The organism is Mesorhizobium sp. M7A.F.Ca.CA.004.04.2.1 (assembly GCF_004022825.1).
In the GTDB taxonomy this organism is placed as follows: domain Bacteria; phylum Pseudomonadota; class Alphaproteobacteria; order Rhizobiales; family Rhizobiaceae; genus Mesorhizobium.
In genome coordinates this window covers 1-20,137 of sequence record NZ_RZPH01000011.1, presented here as the reverse complement: position 1 = coordinate 20,137, position 20,137 = coordinate 1, and the positions used below count along the sequence as shown (strand labels likewise).

At 63.1% G+C, this 20,137-nt stretch carries 17 protein-coding genes and 2 pseudogenes; 11 read left to right on the top strand and 8 right to left on the bottom strand.

The window, feature by feature from the left end; all coding sequences use genetic code 11:
- The first annotated feature begins 168 nt into the window (after nt 1–168).
- The 3 genes from EN893_RS01395 to glcF are packed head-to-tail and all read left to right on the top strand — an operon-like array spanning nt 169 to nt 3,291.
- Nucleotides 169–753: an ASCH domain-containing protein gene (locus tag EN893_RS01395; protein WP_127270602.1), complete on the top strand. Its 585-nt coding sequence runs from the start codon at nt 169–171 to the stop codon at nt 751–753.
- A complete protein-coding gene (gene glcE / locus EN893_RS01390) occupies nt 750–1,955 on the top strand; it encodes a glycolate oxidase subunit GlcE (RefSeq protein WP_127273428.1) in 1,206 nt (401 codons plus the stop codon). Before EN893_RS01395 ends, glcE begins: the two co-directional genes overlap by 4 nt.
- Nucleotides 1,956–1,965: 10 nt before the next feature.
- Nucleotides 1,966–3,291, top strand: a complete 1,326-nt coding sequence (glcF, locus tag EN893_RS01385; RefSeq protein WP_127272185.1) for a glycolate oxidase subunit GlcF — start codon at nt 1,966–1,968, stop codon at nt 3,289–3,291.
- 16 nt (nt 3,292–3,307) lie between these two features.
- Here the strand turns inward: glcF and EN893_RS01380 are convergent, their stop codons facing one another.
- Together EN893_RS01380 and EN893_RS01375 are read right to left on the bottom strand one after the other, a co-directional pair.
- Nucleotides 3,308–4,228, bottom strand: a complete 921-nt coding sequence (locus EN893_RS01380) for a bifunctional 5,10-methylenetetrahydrofolate dehydrogenase/5,10-methenyltetrahydrofolate cyclohydrolase (protein WP_127268830.1) — start codon at nt 4,226–4,228, stop codon at nt 3,308–3,310.
- Nucleotides 4,229–4,489: 261 nt separating this feature from the next.
- Entirely contained in the window at nt 4,490–5,227 is a 738-nt protein-coding gene (locus EN893_RS01375; protein ID WP_127268831.1) for a L,D-transpeptidase, read from the bottom strand.
- 215 nt (nt 5,228–5,442) lie between these two features.
- Here EN893_RS01375 and EN893_RS01370 point away from each other — a divergent pair, with 215 nt between their 5' ends.
- The gene (locus EN893_RS01370) at nt 5,443–6,081 is read left to right on the top strand and encodes a DNA-3-methyladenine glycosylase I (RefSeq protein WP_127268832.1); all 639 of its coding nucleotides are present in this window, start codon (nt 5,443–5,445) and stop codon (nt 6,079–6,081) included.
- A 2-nt stretch (nt 6,082–6,083) separates the two neighbouring features.
- Here EN893_RS01370 and EN893_RS01365 read toward each other — a convergent pair whose 3' ends face one another.
- The gene (locus EN893_RS01365) at nt 6,084–6,335 is read right to left on the bottom strand and encodes a hypothetical protein (RefSeq protein WP_127268833.1); all 252 of its coding nucleotides are present in this window, start codon (nt 6,333–6,335) and stop codon (nt 6,084–6,086) included.
- Nucleotides 6,336–6,794: 459 nt separating this feature from the next.
- On the opposite strand from EN893_RS01365, the gene hisS reads away from it, so the two are divergent.
- The 5 genes from hisS to EN893_RS01330 all read left to right on the top strand — a co-directional run bounded on the left by hisS (nt 6,795) and on the right by EN893_RS01330 (nt 13,646).
- Entirely contained in the window at nt 6,795–8,297 is a 1,503-nt protein-coding gene (gene hisS, locus EN893_RS01355) for a histidine--tRNA ligase (RefSeq protein WP_127268834.1), read from the top strand.
- A gap of 255 nt (nt 8,298–8,552) precedes the next feature.
- Nucleotides 8,553–9,674: an ATP phosphoribosyltransferase regulatory subunit gene (locus tag EN893_RS01345; protein ID WP_127272184.1), complete on the top strand. Its 1,122-nt coding sequence runs from the start codon at nt 8,553–8,555 to the stop codon at nt 9,672–9,674.
- Nucleotides 9,671–10,369, top strand: a complete 699-nt coding sequence (gene hisG / locus EN893_RS01340) for an ATP phosphoribosyltransferase (RefSeq protein ID WP_127272183.1) — start codon at nt 9,671–9,673, stop codon at nt 10,367–10,369. Before EN893_RS01345 ends, hisG begins: the two co-directional genes overlap by 4 nt.
- Before the next feature lie 331 nt (nt 10,370–10,700).
- Entirely contained in the window at nt 10,701–12,473 is a 1,773-nt protein-coding gene (locus tag EN893_RS01335) for an AMP-binding protein (RefSeq protein WP_127272182.1), read from the top strand.
- Nucleotides 12,474–12,542: 69 nt separating this feature from the next.
- Complete coding sequence (locus EN893_RS01330) at nt 12,543–13,646, top strand: calcium:proton antiporter (RefSeq protein WP_127269260.1); 1,104 nt, start codon at nt 12,543–12,545, stop codon at nt 13,644–13,646.
- Nucleotides 13,647–14,066: 420 nt separating this feature from the next.
- On the opposite strand, the pseudogene EN893_RS01325 reads toward EN893_RS01330, so the two are convergent.
- From EN893_RS01325 to EN893_RS01315, 3 genes and pseudogenes are all read right to left on the bottom strand, one after another.
- A pseudogene (locus EN893_RS01325) lies at nt 14,067–14,282 on the bottom strand (DUF899 family protein); the annotation flags it as partial.
- 355 nt (nt 14,283–14,637) lie between these two features.
- Nucleotides 14,638–15,222: an N-acetyltransferase gene (locus EN893_RS01320; protein ID WP_206517178.1), complete on the bottom strand. Its 585-nt coding sequence runs from the start codon at nt 15,220–15,222 to the stop codon at nt 14,638–14,640.
- A gap of 459 nt (nt 15,223–15,681) precedes the next feature.
- On the bottom strand, nt 15,682–16,365 hold the full coding sequence (locus EN893_RS01315; protein ID WP_127269670.1) for a glutathione S-transferase N-terminal domain-containing protein: 684 nt from the start codon (nt 16,363–16,365) through the stop codon (nt 15,682–15,684).
- 348 nt (nt 16,366–16,713) lie between these two features.
- Here EN893_RS01315 and EN893_RS01310 point away from each other — a divergent pair, with 348 nt between their 5' ends.
- Nucleotides 16,714–17,607, top strand: a complete 894-nt coding sequence (locus tag EN893_RS01310) for an SMP-30/gluconolactonase/LRE family protein (protein WP_164748887.1) — start codon at nt 16,714–16,716, stop codon at nt 17,605–17,607.
- A 45-nt stretch (nt 17,608–17,652) separates the two neighbouring features.
- Here EN893_RS01310 and EN893_RS01305 read toward each other — a convergent pair whose 3' ends face one another.
- Together EN893_RS01305 and EN893_RS01300 are read right to left on the bottom strand one after the other, a co-directional pair.
- On the bottom strand, nt 17,653–18,543 hold the full coding sequence (locus EN893_RS01305; protein ID WP_245456765.1) for a LysR family transcriptional regulator: 891 nt from the start codon (nt 18,541–18,543) through the stop codon (nt 17,653–17,655).
- Nucleotides 18,544–18,781: 238 nt separating this feature from the next.
- Nucleotides 18,782–19,459 carry an MIP family channel protein gene (locus EN893_RS01300; RefSeq protein ID WP_013530368.1) on the bottom strand — a complete coding sequence of 226 codons (678 nt, stop codon included), beginning with the start codon at nt 19,457–19,459 and terminating at the stop codon, nt 18,782–18,784.
- A gap of 181 nt (nt 19,460–19,640) precedes the next feature.
- Between EN893_RS01300 and EN893_RS01295 the strand changes: the two are divergent.
- A pseudogene (locus tag EN893_RS01295) lies at nt 19,641–20,137 on the top strand (MFS transporter); the annotation flags it as partial.

Sequence of the window (20,137 nt, the reverse complement as noted above, 5' to 3'; positions counted from 1 at the left end):
CCCTTGAGGGGGAGATGTCCGGCAGGACAGAGGGGGCGCCAAGGAACTCAGCATATCCGAACTCGCGTCTGGCATAGAATTCGCCCCCCTCTCCGTCTCGGGCTTTGCCCGAGCCACCTCTCCCCCGCTTTGCGGGGGCGAGGAACCCATGCCCGAGTGAGGTTTGAGTTGCTGTTCAAACAATCCTTGCTGGACAAGATCGCGCGCAATGAAGTGACGCTCGCTTTTCGGCGCTGGAAGCGGCCGACCGTCAAGGCCGGCGGGCGGGTCAGAACGGCGTCAGGTGCGGTTAGGATCGGGGACATCTCGATCGCGAGCGGCTCCGAATTGACGGAGAAAGACGCGACCGCAGCCGGCTTTCCGTCCCGAGGAGCCCTTCAGGAGATGCTTGGCCCCGATGACGGTACCCCGGTCTATCGCATCGAGCTCAAAGGCATCGAGCCCGACGAACGCGTTGGCCTGCGCGGCGACGCCGTGCTTTCCGATGAGGACTGGCATGCCTTGACCCAGCGTTTTGCGCGCTGGGACAAAACGGCACCCGGCTACTTCCCGTCGATCCTGCAGGCGATCGGCGCCCATCCGGAATTGCCGGCTGCTGTCCTGGCCGACAAGGCCGGCGTCGAAAAGCTGAAGTTCAAGCAGGATGTCCGCAAGCTCGGGGAGTTCGGTCTCACCGAGAGCCTCAAGGTCGGTTATCGGCTGTCGCCACGGGGCGAAGCCGTGCTCGAAAGGCTTCGGGAGCACAGGCTTTGACTACTTTCACCCCAACCACACCATCCGAAGTCCTCTCCACCGTCGCCTGGGCAGCGGCGGAAGGCTCGCCGCTCGAAATCCTCGGCCACGGTTCCAAGCGCGGCATCGGCCGGCCGCTGCAAACCGAACACACGCTCGACCTGTCGAAACTCTCTGGCGTCACGCTCTATGAACCGGCTGAACTGGTGCTGTCGGCCAAGGCAGGCACACCGCTGGCCGAGATCGAAAAGCTGCTGGCGGAAAACGGTCAGCAACTCGCTTTCGAGCCGATGGATTACGGTCCGCTGTTTGGTGGCGAACCGGGCAAGGGCACGATCGGCGGCGTGCTCGCCGCGAACCTCTCCGGTCCGCGCCGGCTCAAGGCGGGCGCGGCGCGCGATCATGTCCTGGGCATCAATGTGGTGTCCGGTCGTGGCGAAGCCTTCAAGTCGGGCGGCCGCGTGGTCAAGAACGTCACCGGCTATGACATGTCCAAGCTGATGGCCAACAGCTGGGGCACGCTGGCTGTGTTCACCGACGTCACCTTCAAGGTGCTGCCGGCAGCCGAGGCCGAAGTCACGCTCGCCATTCGTGGCCTGCTCGACGATGCGGCAGCAAGCGCCATGGCCCTGGCGCTTGGCTCGAGTGCTGAAGTGTCGAGTGCCGCCCATCTGCCCGAGCGGATCGCCGCGCGTGTCGCCGGCGGCAGTCTCGGCGGTGAGGCCGCGACGCTGCTGCGTGTCGAAGGCTTCGGCCCGTCCGTCGCCTACCGCATCGCCGCGCTGAAAACGCTGCTCGGCAAGGCTGGGCCGCTGCAGGAGATTGCCGGTGACGCTTCACGGCTGATCTGGCGCGATGTACGCGATTGCAGGCCCTTCGCCGACAACAGCGAGAAACCGGTCTGGCGTGTCTCGATGACGCCGGGACAGTGCCACCAGATGGTCCTGACGCTGCGCATGCAGGCCGCCGTCAGCGCCTACTATGACTGGCAGGGCGGGCTGGTGTGGCTGCGCATGGAACAGGGCGATCCGGAAGCCGCCCTGCTGCGCGGACTGTTGAGAAAACATGGCGGCGGCCATGCGACGCTGGTGCGTGCCGCACCTTCGCATCGCGCCGCTCTGCCGGTGTTCGAGCCGCAGCCGCCCGCACTTGCCGCACTCAGCCAGCGGCTGAAGCAAGAATTCGACCCGAAGCACATCCTCAATCCCGGCCGAATGGCCTAGGACATTAGCGATGCAGACCAATTTTTCGCTTGCCCAGCTTGCCGATCCGCATGTCGCGGAATCGGAAAAGATCCTGCGCAAATGCGTGCATTGCGGCTTCTGCACCGCCACCTGCCCGACCTATGTGACGCTTGGCAACGAGCTCGATTCACCGCGCGGGCGCATCTACCTGATCAAGGACATGCTGGAAAATGGCCATCCCGCCGACAAGCAGATCGTCACCCATATCGATCGGTGCCTGTCGTGCCTCGCCTGCATGACCACCTGCCCGTCGGGCGTGAACTACATGCATCTGGTCGACCATGCCCGCGCCCATATCCAGGAGACCTACAAGCGGCCGCTGCTCGATCGACTGACCCGCGCCATGCTGGCCTTCGTGCTGCCTTATCCCCAGCGGTTTCGCGCCGCGCTCAAGCTGGCGAAGCTGGGCAAGCCGTTTATAGGCTTGTTCGACAAGGTTCCGGCGCTGAAGCCGCTCAGTGCGATGCTCAAGCTCGCGCCGGCCTCGATCCCGGCAGCTTCGCCGATGGGCTCGCCAGGCATCCATGCCGGGCAGGGGAGCAAAAGAGGCCGCGTCGCCATCCTCACTGGCTGCGCGCAATCGGTGCTCGATCCCGCCATCAACGACACCACGATTTCGCTGCTGACGCGGCTCGGCGTCGAGGTCGTGGTGCCGCCGGGCGAGGGCTGCTGCGGCGCGCTGGTGCATCATATGGGGCGCGAGCAGGCCGCGCTTGCCTCGGCGAGGCAGAATGTCGATGCCTGGACGCGCGCCATCGAACAAGGCGGGCTCGATGCCATCGTCATCACTGCATCCGGCTGCGGCACGACGATCAAGGACTACGGTTTCATGCTGCGGCTGGATCCGGCCTATGCCGACAAGGCCGCGCGCGTTTCGGCGCTGGCCAAGGACATCACCGAATATCTCTCGACCTTCGATCTGCCTGAACCGGTGCGCAAGCCGGGCACGGTTGTCGCCTATCACTCGGCCTGTTCGATGCAGCACGGCCAGAAGATCACCCGCCAGCCGAAGGAACTGCTGGCCAAGGCCGGCTTCATCGTGCGCGAGCCGCGTGAAGGACATCTCTGCTGCGGCTCCGCCGGCACCTACAACATCCTGCAGCCCGAGATCTCGGCCAAACTGCGCGACCGCAAGGTGAAAAACATCGAGGCGACGGGGGCTTCGATCGTCGCCACCGGCAACATCGGCTGCATCACCCAGATCGCTTCCGCCGCGAAGCTGCCGGTGGTGCACACGATCAAGCTGCTCGACTGGGCCTATGGCGGACCAAAGCCGGAAGGCGTTCGGGAAGAGAGCCTGATCGCCGCGGAGTAGGGCGCCAGCCCCAGCGCTACTCTGCCGCGAGCCTGTCCGCCGTACCGTAGGTCGCCTCATAAAGCGCACGCTGGCGGCTGAGCGCCACCATGGTGTTGCGCAGCAGGATGGCGACCGTGATCGGGCCGACACCGCCCGGCACCGGTGTGATCCAGGAGGCGACCTCGCGCACGCTTTCGGTGTCGACGTCGCCGACGATGCGGCTGGAGCCGTCGGGGCCGATTTCGGAATTGATGCCGATGTCGATGACGGCAGCACCCGGCTTGACCATGTCGGCCTTGATCAGCCGCGGCTTGCCGACGGCGACGAACAGCGCATCGGCACGTCGCGCATGGGCGGCGACCGACCGCGTCATGTGATGGCACACGGTCACCGTCGCGCCTTCGCTCATCAGCAGGAAGGCGATCGGCTTGCCGACGATTTCCGAATGGCCGACGATGACGACTTCCAGTCCCTTGAGGTCGAGGCCGGTTTCCTTGAGCAGTTCGACCGAGGCGGCCGCCGTGCAAGGCGCGAGATCGAGCTGATTGTAGACGATGTTGCCGATCGAGGCCGGATGCATGCCTTCGACATCCTTGAGCGGATGCACCGCCGCCTGCAATGTCCTGATCGGGATATGCACCGGGACCGGCCGCTGGATGATGATGCCGGTGACGCGCGGATCGGCATTCAGGCCGTGAATGGCCGCTTCCAACTCGCCTGCCGTGATGGTGGCGGGAAAGCGCCGCTCCTCGAAATCGATGCCGGCGAGCTCAGCCTTGGCGCGCTGGTTGCGCACATAAACATCCACCGCATCGGTGTCTCCGACGGTGATCGAGACCAGCTTGGGGGGAAAACCCTCGGCTTTGGCGATCGCTGCGTCCTCGGCAACGGCGGCGATGATGCGCTGGGCGACCGGGCCGCCCTTGAGATAACGGCTGTCTTCGGACAGGGGCATGGGTGAACTCTTTTGTGGAACTAGCCACCGAGATAGCAAAAGAATGCGGTAAAGGGCAGCATGAAAGCGAACCGCTATGCCCGTTGCGCGACGCGTGGGTGACCTTTGCCCTCGATTTCTGCTCAAAAACGGAAAGGGCAGCGCGGTTTCCCGTGCTGCCCTTCCTGACCGGCCGCATCCCCATACGGCCCGTCCCCCGTTATCCCTAAACTGGCCTCGAAAAGCGGACTGCTTTGCTGGCCAGGTGATTCGCAAGGATTATTATATCACCTCGACCGTGGTTCCGACATTGACCCGCTCATAAAGGTCGACGACGTCCTCGTTGCGCATGCGGATGCAGCCTGACGACACCGCGCCGCCGATCGTCCACGGCTGGTTGGTGCCGTGGATGCGGTATTCGGTCGTGCCGAGGTAGAGCGCGCGGGCGCCAAGCGGGTTCTCCGCGCCGCCGGCAAGATAGGTCGGCAAATAGCGGCCCTTGGCGGCTTCGCGCTTGATCATCTGCGCCGGCGGGCGCCAGTCCGGCCACTCGCGCTTGCTGGTGATCTTGTGCGTACCCGACCATTCGAAGCCCGGCTTGCCGGTGCCGACGCCATAGCGCCTTGCCTTGCCGTTCTTCTCGACGAGGTAGAGGAAGTTCTGGGTGGTGTCGATGACGATCGTGCCCGGCTTCTGGCCTCCGTCATAGTCGACTTCCTGCGGCAGGTAGATCGGGTTGATCTGAGGACGCGCGAGCATGCGCTTGGCCGGCGGCTGCACCGCCGCCGTCTGCACCCGGTCGGGCTGCGCCAGGCGCAGGCGCCGCTGTTGCTGCACCACCTGGCGGTTCTGGCGCACGATGCCGGGTGCCTGGCCAAGCTGCAGCACCCAGGGTGCGGAAAGGTCGGGGCTCACCATTACCGGCGGCCTGTCGGCATAGCGGTCGCCGGCGGTGGAGGGTGTGACGCCGGCGGCAAACACAGCCACGGCGCCGAGCACGGGAAACAGAACTGTCTTCATCGTAACGCACCTTGATCGTCTGATACAAAACGGGTGGAAACGTCCTCCCGGTTCGGCGATCATTGGCGCGCAAGCAGCAACCGAAACATGAATCGGAATGCGTAAAATGCGGAACTGTCGGTAAACCTTTTGGTGTGGTTACCGCAGGGTTCAGGAATCTGGTAAAGCCGCAGTAAATGCCGCGCAAAAGCGCGTTAACGAACGGATTTTGGCTTATGGACAAGGAAAACACCGGCCTGCTCGCCGGTCCCGACGGTGTCGCGCGCTGCTTCTGGCACGGCAATCTGCCCGACTATCTGCACTACCACGATCATGAATGGGGCCGGCCTGTGGCCGACGACCGCAGGCTGTTCGAAAAGATCTGCCTCGAAGGCTTTCAGTCGGGCCTGTCGTGGCTGACCATCCTGCGCAAGCGGGAGAATTTTCGCGAAGCCTTCGCTAATTTCGAGTTCGACAAGGTCGCCGCCTTCACCGACAAGGATGTCGAACGCCTGCTCGGCAATGCCGGCATCATCCGCCATCGCGGCAAGATCGTCTCGACCATCAACAACGCCAAGCGCGCCCGCGAAATGGCCGACGAATTCGGCTCGCTGGCCGCCTGGTTCTGGAAGTTCGAACCCGGTAAGGACGAGCGGCCGCAAATCGTCGACCTCGCCCATCTGCGCGCCAACCCGACAACGGCCGTCTCGGTGCGGATTTCGAAGGAGCTGAAGAAACGCGGCTGGAGCTTTGTCGGCCCGACCACGGTCTACGCCTTCATGCAGGCCATGGGCCTGGTCAACGACCACCTCGAGGGCTGCGTCTGCCGCAAAGAGGTCGAGAAGCAGCGGAAGGCTTTCAGGCGGCCGAAATAGGCTCAGGTGCCGTTGGCGCTGGCCAGCACCAGGCCGGCGACGATCGCCACCACCGTGGCCACGGTCGGATAGATCACCAGCAGGCCGGTCATCAACGCGTCGCGCATGGATGGTCCCTTGCCGGTCTCGCCGGGCACTTCGAACGGGCCGGCAGCCTGGCTGATCATTTTCGGGGCGTTGATGTCGGCCGGGCGCAGGCGTGCGGGCAATTCGGCATCGCTGTCGATGGCGTGGAATCTTGCTGTGCTGGTCATGGCCGCGAACCCCTCATTTCCCGCGCTTTATCGGCGACGATTGTGTCGGCACAATGCCGTACCCGTGGCGGGATTGTTTCATTTTCGCTGCGTTTTGTTTCAGAGCTTGGCTCGGTGGTAGGCCCAAATCTTGGTCGTTCTGCGCCGCCCCTCATCGCCCTGCCGGGCACTTCTCCCCGTATAGCGACGGGGAGAAGGACGCCCTCGTCGATGGTTTCGCCAGTCGTCCAGGTTGCAAGAGAATGCCCGAGTCCGCGTTCAGCTCTCTTCTCCCCGTCACTATACGGGGAGAAGGTGCCGGCAGGCGGATGAGGGGCGGCGCTGTACTTGCAAAGCTATCGAACTGTTCCTAGCCACCTCGTAGAGAGGGTGCAAACCCTTGCTGGTCCTCGCCGCTTCGGTTAGGACACGCCCACTCGCAATATGTCATCGATTACTTAGCAAAAAAGACCCCAGCTCATGGCCGACAAATCGGAAAAGACGAAAGCGCGACTGCCGCGCGGTTTTGCCGACCGCAGCGCCGAGGACATCCGCGCCGTCGAGAAGATGATGGCGACGATCCGCTCGGTCTATGAGCTTTACGGTTTCGAACCGGCAGACCAGCCGCTGATCGAATACACCGATGCGCTCGGAAAATTCCTGCCCGACCAGGACCGGCCGAACGAAGGCGTGTTCTCCTTCCAGGACGATGACGACCAGTGGCTGTCGCTGCGCTACGACCTGACCGCGCCGACGGCCCGTTTCGTCGCCGAGAATTACGAGCGCCTGCCCAAGCCTTACCGCAGCTATCGCTCCGGCTGGGTGTTCCGCAACGAGAAGCCAGGCCCCGGCCGCTTCCGCCAGTTCATGCAGTTCGACGCCGACACGATCGGTACGCCGGGCGTGGCCGCCGACGCCGAGATGGCGATGATGATGGCCGACGTCATGGAAGCGCTCGGCATCAAGCGCGGCGACTACGTCATCCGCGTCAACAACCGCAAGGTGCTGGATGGCGTGCTGGAGGCGATCGGCCTCGGCGGTGAGGAGAATGGCGGCCGCCGGCTGACGGTCCTGCGCGCGATCGACAAGCTGGACAAGCTCGGGCCGGAAGGCGTGAAGCTTTTGCTTGGCCCGGGCCGCTGGGACGGCGGCAAGGAGGGCGAAGGCGACTTCGCCAAGGGCGCCGGGTTGAACAACGGGCAAGCCGAGGCGGTTCTTCTCGCGACTGCGAGGACCATACAAGCCGGCCAGGATTCCACGGTCAGTTCGAACGCCATCTACCAGGAAGGCGTCGGCGAACTCGCCACGATTAAAGCGCTGGTCAGGGCGGCGGGATATGGCGAGGACCGTATCGCCATGGACCGCTCGGTCGTGCGCGGCCTCGAATACTACACCGGCCCCGTCCTCGAAGCCGAGCTTCTGGCCGAAATCCCCAACGAGGACGGCCAGATCGTACGCTTCGGCTCGGTTGGTGGCGGCGGCCGCTACGATGGCCTTGTTTCCCGCTTCCGCGGCGAGCCTGTGCCGGCGACCGGCTTTTCCATCGGCGTCTCCAGGTTGATGACCGCGCTGAAGAACCTCGGCAAGCTCGACGCCTCGGACGTGATTGCTCCTGTCGTCGTGCTGGTGATGGACAAGGACACCGACAGCCTCGGCCGCTACCAGAAGATGGTGGCGGAGCTGCGCGCCGCCGGCATCCGTTCCGAAATGTATCTCGGCGGCGCCGGCATGAAGGCGCAGCTCAAATATGCCGACCGGCGCGGCTGCCCGGTCGCCATCATCCAGGGCGGCGACGAGCGCGCCAAGGGCGAGCTGCAGATCAAGGACCTGATCGAAGGCGCGCGCATGTCTGCCGAAATCACCGATAACGCCGAATGGCGCGCCGCGCGCCCGGCGCAGGTGACGGTGGCGGAGGGCGAGCTGGTCGCCGAGGTGAAGAAGATTTTGGCGGCGCAGGCCGAGGAGAGGGCGCGTGGCAAGTAGAGGCCGCGTTCTACGGCGCCCCCCTCTGTCCTGCCGGACATCTCCCCCTCTAGGGGGGAGATTGGCAGCTTGGCCGAAGGCATTCTCCTTGCAACCTTTGAGATTGGCGAAAGCCGAGCCGACATCTGATCTACCCCCTAGAGGGGGAGATGCCCGGCAGGGCAGAGGGGGGCGCCGTAGAGCGCCGGCCTTCGCCTGGATCGTTGGCGCCTCTGGTTTGGGACCAGAGGGTCGTGCAGCACTGAGGTCAGCAAGTTGACCTCCCGCACCCCCGCCATCTCCACCGACATCACCAACCTCTTCGCCACGCGCAACACGCACGCCGTCGAGGTCGCCATATTGCAGCCGGCGGACCCCTTCCTCGACATGGCCGGCGAGGATTTGCGCCGCCGCATCTTCCTGACCGAAAGCGAGACCGGCCAGACGCTGTGCCTGCGGCCGGAATTCACCATCCCCGTCTGCCTCGACCACATAAGCTCGCAGGCCGGCACACCCCGCCGATATTCCTATCTCGGCGAGGTGTTTCGACAGCGCCGCGAAGGCGGCAACGAGTTCTTCCAGGCCGGCATTGAGGATCTCGGTGACCGCGATACCGCTGGAGCCGATGCCCGCTCGGTAGCCGACGCGCATGCGCTGCTGTCGCTGGTGCTGCCTGGTCAGGCGCTGGCGATCACGCTAGGCGACCAGACCATTTTCGAGGCGGTTCTGGCTGCCCTCGGCCTGCCGCGCGGCTGGCGCATGCGCCTTGCCCGTGCGTTCGGCTCGGCGCCGATGCTTGAGACGGCTCTCGCCGATCTCGCCAACCCGCCGCGCAACGGCCAGCTTTCCGGGCCGGTCGCCGCCCTCGTCCTCGATGGTGATCTGGACGGTCTTTCCGCCCATATCGCCAGCGGCATGGAAGAGGCGCGCCTGTCGGCGTCCGCCGGACGCGCGCCGTCCGACATTGCCCGGCGGCTGATCGAGAAAGCCGAGTTGCGCAGCGTTCGGTTGTCGAGCGGGGCCTTTTCCGCGCTGAAGGATTTTCTGGCGATCGACGTTCCGCTTGATGGCGCGGCCCAGGCACTGGAGACCTTCGCCACCGGCGCCGGGCTGTCGCTCGATGTCGCGCTGGAAAAGTTCGCTGCCCGCGCCAAGGCGATCGAGGCGCACGGCTTGCCGGCCGATAAAATCCGCTACGACGCCGCCTTCGGCCGCCCGCTCGATTACTACACCGGCCTGGTTTTCGAAATCGCGGCCGACAATGGCGACCGGCCGCTGGTCGGCGGCGGCCGCTATGACCGGCTGCTGACCCTGCTTGGCGCGAAGACGCCTATCCCCGGCGTCGGCTTTTCCGTCTGGCTCGATCGCATCGAGGCATTGCGGGAGACGGCGCCATGATCACGCTGGCGATCCCGTCGAAAGGCCGACTGAAAGAACAGGCGCTGGAAGTACTGGCCAAAGCCGGCCTCGCCGTCAGCCTGCCCGGCGACGAGCGCAAATACCACGCCCGCGTCGAGGGCCTGGACGATGTCGAAGTGGTGTTCCTGTCGGCTTCCGAAATATCAGGGGAGATCGGCCAGGGCGCCGTCGATCTCGGCATCACCGGCGAGGACCTGGTGCGTGAAAACCTCGCCGACTGGGAGAGCCGCGCCGAAATCGTCGCCCGTCTCGGCTTCGGCAATGCCGATGTGGTGGTTGCCGTGCCGGACATCTGGCTCGACGTCGACACCATGGCCGATCTCGACGACGTCGCCGCCGATTTTCGCCAGCGCCATGGCCGGCGGCTGCGCATCGCCACCAAATACTGGCGGCTGACGCAGCAATTCTTCTCGCAGAAGCACGGCATCCAGGTCTATCGCATCGTCGAAAGCCTCGGCGCTACCGAAGGCGCGCCGGCGGCCGGTCTGGCCGATGTCATCGTCGACATCACAACCACCGGCTCGACGCTGCGCGCCAATCATCTCAAGGTGCTGGGCGATGGCCTCGTCCTGCGCTCGCAGGCCTGTCTGGTGGCGTCGAAGAAGACACGGGCGGCGGCCGATGAAGCGGTCCTGCGCGACATCGCGGCGAAGATGGCGGCTGCGGTCGGATAGGAATTATTTCCTTGACCGGTGAGGGCAGCTATGCTACATTTTTGCCCATGGTGCTGATTTGCGCCGGTGACCCGCCGCCCAGGCGGGTTTTTTCGTTTTGGCGCGCTTCGTCAGCCAACGCGAAGCTCCGAAGCATCGTTGACCGGATCGTTGCCCTTTCACGACCATCGGCGGGATTTCCTCCACTCCGGCAGGCTGATAGGCTCGGCTAATGCATGTCGCCCAAAGTGATCTCGGTTTTGGGAGAACGACATGCATAAAAACAAGGACCTAGAACGCGTCGCATGATTCTGTTTCAGCGCGACGCACTTAGTCCCGGGAGGAGAGAGCGATGCCGGTCAATCTCGACGAGCTGAAGAACGCCAGCAATCTGCGCGGACCCGGCGCGCGTGCTGGCGGTGTCTTCGTCGCACCCGTCGACAACAGGGCGCATGTCTCTGGCGAACGCAGCGTGCCGCTGCTCGACAAGACCATCCCCGCGCTGTTTTCCGACACCGTCAGCAAATACGGCACGCTCGACGCCGCTGTCTTCGTCGATCAGGACAAGCGCTTCACCTGGAGCGAACTGTCGGACACGGTGGACGCGCTGGCTGCCGGCTTCCTGGCACTGGGGTTGGCAAAGGGCGATCGCGTCGGCATCTGGTCGCCCAACCGCTGGGAATGGCTGGTGACGCAGTTCGCCACCGCCCGCATCGGCCTGATCCTGGTCAACATCAACCCCGCCTATCGGTTGACCGAGCTCGACTATGCGCTGAACAAGGTCGGCTGCAAGGCGCTGGTCACCGCTGCCAAGTTCAAGACGTCAGACTATCTCGGCATGATCGAGACGCTGGCGCCCGAGATCGCCAAGGCCACACCGGGCAAGCTCAAGGCGCAGAAACTGCCGGCGCTGAAGATCGTCATCCGCATGGGCGACGAGAATTCGCCCGGCATGTTCAATTTCGGCGACGTGCTGGCCATGGCCGGGCGTGACGAGCATGACAGCCTCGACCGCATCTCGGAGAAGCTGAAGCCGGGCGAGGCCATCAACATCCAGTTCACCTCAGGCACCACAGGAGCCCCCAAGGGCGCGACGCTGACCCACAACAACATCGTCAACAACGGCAATTTCGTCACTTCGGCGATCAAGCTGACCGTCGACGACCGGCTGTGCATACCGGTGCCGCTCTATCACTGCTTCGGCATGTCGATGGGCACGATGGGCTGCGTCACGAAGGGCGCCACGATGGTTTTCCCGGGCGAGGGCTTCGATGCCGGCGCGACGTTGAAGGCGGTGGCTCAGGAACGTTGCACCGGGCTCTACGGCGTGCCGACCATGTTCGTCGCCCTGCTGGATCATCCGGATTTTTCCGCCTTCGATCTCTCCAGCCTGCGCACCGGCATCATGGCCGGCTCGCCATGCCCGATCGAGGTGATGAAGAAGGTGGTGTCGCTGATGCATATGGAACAGGTGACCATCGCCTACGGCATGACCGAGACCAGCCCGGTGTCGTTCCAGAGCGGCGTCGACGACCCCTTGGAAAAGCGCGTCTCGACCGTCGGGCGCATTCACCCCCATGTCGAGGTCAAGGCGGTCGATGCCGATGGCGCTACCGTTGCGGTCGGCGTACCGGGCGAGCTTTGCACGCGCGGCTATTCGGTGATGAAGGGTTACTGGGACGACGACGACAAGACCCGCGAGGCGATCGACAGCGACGGCTGGATGCACACCGGCGACCTCGCCACCATAGACGCCGAGGGCTATTGCAACATCGTCGGCCGGGTCAAGGATATGGTTATCCGCGGCGGCGAGAACGTCTATCCCAGGGAGGTCGAGGAATTCCTCTACCGCCATCCAAAGGTCAAGGAGGTGCAGGTGTTCGGCATTCCCGACGCCAAATATGGCGAGGAGCTGTGCGCCTGGATCGTGCTCAAGCCCGGCCAGATCTCCACCGAGCAGGAGGTCAAGAACTTCTGCGCCGGCCAGATCGCCCATTACAAGATCCCCCGCCACATACGCTTCCGCACCGAATTGCCGATGACGGTGACCGGCAAGCCGCAGAAGTTCTTGATGCGCGAGGCGATGGTGGAGGAACTGGGGCTGGTGGCGCAGAAGACGGCGTGAACGGGTGAACGCTTCGATCTGTCGGTGCGCGAATGCAGCCACGGTTCGCAGCAGCGCGCAGGGGCTTGCATGAGCGGTTTCGGACGTTCGGTGACTTCGTATGCGATGCCCTTGGCCGCCTTGGTGATGGCTGTCGCCGTCAGAGCCGGCGGACTGTCGGCGGACGAAGGTTCGCTGAGCGCCAGGATACTCGTCGGAGCGCTTTCGAGTGCGATTATGTTCACCACCATTTTCGTGGTCCTCGACCACGCCGAGGCGGTGGCTCGGCGTGTAGGAGAGCCCTACGGCACATTGGTGCTGACTTTTGCCGTGACGGCAATCGAGGTGTCGATCATCGTTTCCATGATGCTGCATGGAGAGAACAACCCTACGCTTGCACGTGAGTCTGTCTTTTCAACAGTGATGATTGCATCCACCGGCGTCGTCGGCACCTGTCTCGCGCTTGGCGGCTGGCGTCATCGCAAGCAGGCAATTGTTCGACAAGGGACCAGCGCATATCTCGCGGTTCTGATCGCGCTGACCATCATGACGCTTATTCTGCCAACCTACACACAAGCTACGGGGCCGGGCACATTTTCGGCAGCTCAACTTGGCTTTGTGAGCGTGCTTTCGGTGCTGCTTTATGCAAGTTTTGTGTTCGCGCAGACTGTCCGCCACCGAGAAGACTTTGTCGAAGGGCAGGCCCACGGTGTTTCGCTGCGGACTGCCCCTCACGAAAGCGTCTTTGCCGGCGCATTGCTGCTTTTGATCGGGCTGATTGGCATTGTCATGCTCGCCGAGCAGGTCGCCGCAAGCGTCGAGGATACGCTCGTTGCCTATCAGGTGACCCAGGCTGACAGCATTGTGGGGGCATTGATCGCCGGGCTGGTTTTGATGCCAGAGGCCATTTCGGCGGTTCGCGCTTCACTCAACAATGAGCTGCAACGCGGTTTGAATGTCGCGATGGGTTCCGCTTGCGCCACAATCGGTTTGACAATACCGGCGGTCGCGGCCGCCAGCCTGCTGACGGGAAGAGGGTTAACCCTGGGGCTTCCAGCGACTGACACAGTGCTTTTGATTTTAGCGCTCTTCATATGCAATGTGAGTTTTAGCACTGAAAGAACAACATTCTTGACGGGCGCTGTCCATATCGTGGTATTTCTTACATATATATTTCTTATATTTGTACCATGAAAACTTGGCCCAGGCTGGCAATTAGATACAGTGGCGCGACTGGTCGTCAACGGACTGCTTGGGTTCTTCAGTCTGGAAGCCGACAGCGAACTGCAGCCCGTTGCCTGAGATGGCGTTTCCGCTTCCGCACCGAATTGCCGATGACCGTGACCGGCAAGCCACAGAAGTTCCTGATGCGCGAGGCGATGGTGGAGCAACTGGGGCTGGTGGCGCAGAAGACGGCTTGAGGGCTGGCTTCGCGGTGCGGCTGGGTTGCTTTGAGCCAACTGTCGACGACGGCGACGAGGTAATGACGTCTCAATCGGGCCGAGAGCGGACTGGCGGCTTTGGGCGGCTTCCGCACAAAGCTGCCGGCCGTGAGCCGTGACGCAGAAAGGCTCATTTGTCATCCGAGCGTCATTCCACGGCTTCCCGGAGTGGCTACTCGTATCGATCGTGGCGACGTACCCAGTCCATTCCCTCCTTCTCGTTGCGGCCTTTCGGCATGAGGTCGAGCATGGCGTAGGTGCCCATCATCACCTCAACGCCGCGCCCGTAGGTGGAGTAGGTGCGAAAGACCTCGCCCGCGTGCTTGAAGAAGGCGCTAACGCCGGGCCATTCCTCGCCGGTCTCCCGCCATGGGCGTTCCCCGTTGCTGCAAACATCGTCATTTCCGGTCCTCGGTCGAATTCGGCGTTTCCAACGGTTGCGATCCGGAAACGCTATTTCGGACGGAGGCCAGATGGGAGTTACAAGTGTGACGTGATTTCAATGGGGGCCGTCTGCAGAATGGCGGTTCACCGCGCGGCAAGCGAGATAGCTGTCATAAGCTGATCTATAGGCGGGCAGCGGCCCTATCATCCCGCGAAGTTGGCACAGTTGCCAAGAGGTGCCCGCGATCCGCTTTCCCACCGGCGAGAAGGGCCAGGTGTGCGGCTTCGACGGTGTGCTCGACAGCTCCGTGGACGCCCTGAACGTCCCACAGGGTCAAACTATCTGATCAAACTGACGCTTAACGAGGTCGCCGCAGCATCGGGATGAGCGTCGGCGACGAACCGACCTGGATCGCGCCGAGCGATTCGAAGCCGTGCCGCTGGTAGAATGATATGTTGCGCGGGTTCGAGGATTCCAAATAGGCCGGCGCGTGATCGCGGTCGCACTGCGCGAGTGCGTACGCCATCAAGGCATCGCCGTGACCTTCGCCTTGATGCGCCGGGTCGACGCCGATCAGGGGCAAGTACCAATGCGGTTCGGTCGGGTGGTACGTGGCCATCTGCTCGAATATGGCCGCGGTTTCAGGGGCGAGAGAGGATTCAACCGTGCTCTCGATCACGGCGCCAAGCTCTTCCTCGTCGGAATGCACGCCGGGCGGCAGCCACAGCGCCGTCCCGGCGTAGCCGTCGGTGCAAAAGGCGCTTCCGTTAGAGAATGCCCTGCGCCCGAACGCGCGGGCCATTCGCGGCATGGCTGCAAGGTACGGGTGTGCATGCGGCCAGGTCCACCGCGCCATAGGGTCCGCTGCAAACGCCAGCACGATTATCTCGACCGCTGAATCTTCATCGGCTGCGTCCATAACTCTCACTGTCGGCGACTTCACGCTGCCCTCCTGACGTAGGTGGTTCGACGAGGCGCCCGCGCCCGTTCTCAGCAACGCATCGTAACCCGGATGGAGTGGGAGCGATACCGGTTGCTGTCGGCTCAGCGGTTCTGGAAAAGCTGAAGCTGCCCGGATCGTGCTCAAGCCCGGCCAGATCGCCCGCGACAAGATCCAGCGCCACATCCGCTTCCGCACCGAATTGCCGATGACGGTCACCCGGCAAGCCGCAGAAGTTTTTGATGCGAGGCGATGGTCGAGGAACTGGGGCTCGTGACGCAGAAGAAGGCTTGAGGGCTGGCCTCGCGCCGACGTCGAGCCGTGAACTCGATTGGCGTCTAATATCGCTGGGTCGTCCAGGCTGACATTGCACTGCAGTGGTTGGGCATCCGAGCATCGCACTGAACCCGGCCGCCAGCGGTGCTCGAATCCACCGGCAGCAGAAACTGCCGGTGGCACGGGTCATACGGCATCTGCCTCGTTTTGCGGGAACATGGCGCGACGTGATTCCGCATCGAGATCAGCCTTGAAGGTATGCCTTGCCTTCATGTCCAGGGCTCGCTGGACCGCAGGGCGCTTGGTCGCCTCGTCCATGAAGCGCACGACATTGGGATAGTCGCCAAGACCCTTCTCGCCGAATGCATATCCGGCGGAGGCGGCCCAGCCCCAAAGCGCCATGTCGGCGATCGTGTACTCGTCGCCGGCCAGATAGCGGGCCTTTCCAAGCCGACGGTCCAGAACCGCGTAGTGGCGCTCGAGCTCCTTCACGTAACGATTTTTCGCATAGGCGATATCTTCCGGCGCGTAATGCAGAAAGTGGATTGCCTGGCCGGAAAACGGCGATAGGCCCGTTGCCACGAACTGAAGCCATGACAGCATCAAAGCCTTGGCCTTCAGTTCGCCCGGAATGAATTTTCCGTGCTTCTCGGCGAGGTAGAGGAGGATGGCGTGGGAGTCGAATATCGTCACCTCCCCGTCAACCATCGCCGGCACCTTGCCATTTGGATTGATCTCCCTGAATTCCGGCGTGTGCTGCTCGCCTTTGAAGATATCGACCGGCGAGACGTCGAAGGGCAATTCCAGCTCTTGCAGCAGCACCGCCACCTTCATCGAATTCGGCGTGGCGTGAAAATACAGATTGAGCATCTTTTTCTGTTCCATCGTTGAACATCCACCCAGTCCGCCCGATCGGCGTCTGCTGATGTTGAGCGCCTGAAACATGCTGGCCTGCCCGCCACCACGCCAATCGATCTTGCGGATTGGTGGCATCGAGCCCGTTCATGGCAGGTCGGGCGATCGGACGGGTTTGGATTTTGACAAGTCCCAAACCCATGAACGCGATCGATTCGTCTCATCGTGAAACGCGATTTCTCGAGGCGCGCTCAGAGTTCTAGAGCGGTGACATCAACCGACCGAAAGGAACCAATCATGATCTCTCGTTCTCTAATGTCTGGCGTCGCAGCCATGATTCTCTTCAACATTGTATCGCCATCGATGGCCGGCAGCACGGCTCAGGGGATTTCGTTCGCCTCCGACCAGAGTTATCCGGAGAGCATGACATGGTCGGCCAGGCAGGACACCTTTATGGTCGGCTCGGTGCGTCATGGCCTGGTGGCCAAGGTCGACAAAACCGGGAAGTACACGGTGTTCGTGCACGATGCGAGGCTGGTTTCCACGGCGGGTCTGCTCGTCGACGACAAGCGCAACACGCTTTGGGTGACGAACTCCGACCCGGGCGTCGGCGATCGCACCGGTGCGGCGAGCAAGGGCAAGCTTGCGGCGGTGGCCACCTACGATGCCACGACCGGCCAGCCTCGGGCCTATTACGATCTCGGCAGCCTCAGCGAAGGTACGCATTTTGCCAATGACATCGCGCTCGATGCCGACGGAAACGCTTATGTGACCGACAGTTTTGCTCCGATCGTCTATCGGATCGACACAGCGGGCAAGGCGGCGATCTTTGCGCAGGATCCACGGTTCACGAATGGCGACGGCTTCAAGCTGAACGGCATCGCCTGGCACAAGGATGGCTATCTGCTCGTGGGCAAATACAATACGGGTGAGCTGTTTCGCGTCAGTATCGCCGACCCCCGCACGGTCGAACCGGTTAAACTGCCCGAGGCCCTCACGGGTGCCGACGGCATTCAGTTGATCGATGACCAGCACCTCATCGTGGTGCAGAACCTGGGCGCAGATCGCACCGTCGAACTGGTATCCGCCGACGGGTGGGCATCGGCGACGATTGTCCGGCAGGAGCGCAGCATCATGTCGATGCCGACGGCCGCGGCGATCTTGGGCGACGATGTCTACGTACTGAATTCGCGGCTCGACACGCTGTTCGATCCGGCTGCCGACAAGGTTGGCGACTACCTGCTTCAGAAGCTCTGATTGCACGGCATGTGGTAGCCGGAACGATTGCGTGGTGTTCGGCCACTACCCCTCGTGACCGCTGCGAGCGCTCTGTATCACCAGTTTGCGCAGCCATATGTGGGCGGGGTCGCTGCGCATTCGTGGGTGCCAGAACAGGTTCATGGCGAACGGCGAGAGCTCCAAGGGGGCTTCGAACAGATCGAGAACTTGAGCGAAGCGCCTCAGGAAACGCCGGGGCAGGGTGCAGATCAGATCGCTGTTTTCCAGAACGAGCGGGGCCAGTGCGTAGCTCTGGATGGAGACCGTCACATTGCGCGAGCGGCTGATCTCGGCAAGCGCGTCGTCGATCATCCCTGCAAAATGCCCGCCGCTCGTCGAAATGAGCAGATGGTCGAGGGCACAGAATTCGTCCAGGGTGATTGACCCCTTGCCACGCGGATGGCCGTGCCGCTGGGCGGTAACGAATTCTTCTTCGAACAGCTTCTGCCCGATCAGACCACTCGAACCGTCTTCCGCGGCTCCGATGAAGAGATCGATGTCGCCCTGCTCCAGATGCTCGACGATCCTCGGCTTGTTGGGCACCGTAAAGGCGACCTTTGCGTTGGGAGCTTGGGATTTGAACCGCGGAATGAGGTCCGGCGCCAGGATCGCTGCCGGATTGTCCGTGGCGGCAATGCGATAGACACGTTTGCTTGTCGCGGGGTCGAACAGATGAGCAGTATTCACGAAATCGCTCAACCGTTCGAGCAGCCGGGTGAGTTCGGGCTCAAGTGCCAGAGCGTGAGGCGTCGGGATCATTCCCCGTCCGGACGCCGCCGTTGTGAAGAGGGGGTCGTTCAGCAATTGACGCAGACGCGTCAGGCGGGCCGACAAAGCCGATTGGGTAATGTTCAATCTCGCCGCCGCATGGGTGACGTTCTGGTGCTTCAACAGCGCGTCGAGTGTCAGCAGCAAGCCAATGTCGAAATCCGATAGCCGTTTTGTCAATGGGACCTCGAACCAGCAGGCGCTATTCAATCGGTAGCTCTAGACTAGCACGGTTCCGGGTTTGAAGGGCATGCGGTTCCAGTCAACAGTCAGCCGGCGTGGCCGGATTTGACCACCCATACTGAGGTCTGTTCGGCCTCTTGCACCAACCATCTAAGGCGCGGGCCATGGCCCGCGCCTTTTCATATTCAGCCTTCCAAAGAGCTCAGTCCTTCTCGAAGATGCGCGCCTTGGCGACCACACCGGCAATGGCGCCGCCGATCAGCGGTGCAACGATGAACAGCCAGAGCTGACCGATCGCGGCAGTTCCCGAAAACAGTGCCGGACCGATCGAGCGGGCCGGGTTGAGCGACGTGCCGGTCACCGGGATGATGGCGAAGTGCAATCCTGCCAGCGTCAGGCCGATGACCAGTCCGGCGAACGCCGTCGAGTGCTTTTCAGCCGTGACGCCAAGGATCACGGTGACGAAGGTGAAGGTGCCGATCACTTCCCACAGGAATGCCGAGCTGACACCCCATTTCGTCACATCCCAGCCATTGGCGCCGAAGCCGGTGGTGTGTCCGCCAACCTGGCCGGAAACGATGATCCACAACGCCAGCGAAGCAAGGACGCCGCCGATGACCTGCGCGATCCAGTAGGGGATCACGTCCTTGGCCGGCAGCCGGCCGGCAAGGAAGACGCCGAGCGTCACCGCCGGGTTGAGATGCGCGCCCGAAATCGGGCCGATCGCATAGGCCGCCGCGATGAGGCCGATGCCGAACGCCAGACCGATGCCTTCCTGGCCGAGCGGCAGCGCGCCGCCGAAGCCGCCCGTCACCACAGAAGCCGTACCGATGAACACCAATAGAAATGTGCCTAGAACTTCCGCCAGATAAGTCTTCATTGCCCTCTCCTCGTGTCGATCCGCCGGTCCACCTTTGCGCGCCGCGAATCACAACCGGAAGAGTATTCGCAACCAGAAAAGTTGGAAAGCAGAGCGGTTGTGCAGGCCGACCTGCTTGTGCGCGCCGGTTGCGCGCTCTAGAGCAGGGCCGGAATAATTTTCTGCGTGACGGAACAAGACCATGCGACTGGGCGGACGGCTGGCTGCGGCCATCGAAGTGCTGGAAGACATCGGCCGGCGCCACCGGCCGGTGGCGGACGCGCTGAAGGATTGGGGCCTGTCGCATCGCTTCGCCGGCGGCGGCGACCGTGCGGCGATCGGCAACATCGTCTATGACGCCTTGCGCCACAAGCGTTCCGCCGGCTGGCTGCTGGGGCAGGACACGCCGCGCGCCATCGGCTTCGGCGCGCTGCTGCTCGAATGGCGCCAGACGGCACAATCGCTCAACGAGGCGCTCGATGGCGACAAGTTCGCACCGCCGCTGCTGACCGCCGCCGAGCTTCAGGCCATCGCCGAACGCCGGCTTGACGATGCGCCGGCCGCGGTGCGGGCGGATGTTCCGGACTGGTGCGCGCCGCTTTTCGAGCGAGCCTTTGGCTCGACCTGGGCCGACGAGGGCGCCGCGCTGGCAACGCGCCCGCCGCTCGACCTCAGGGTCAACACCTTGCAGGCCAACCG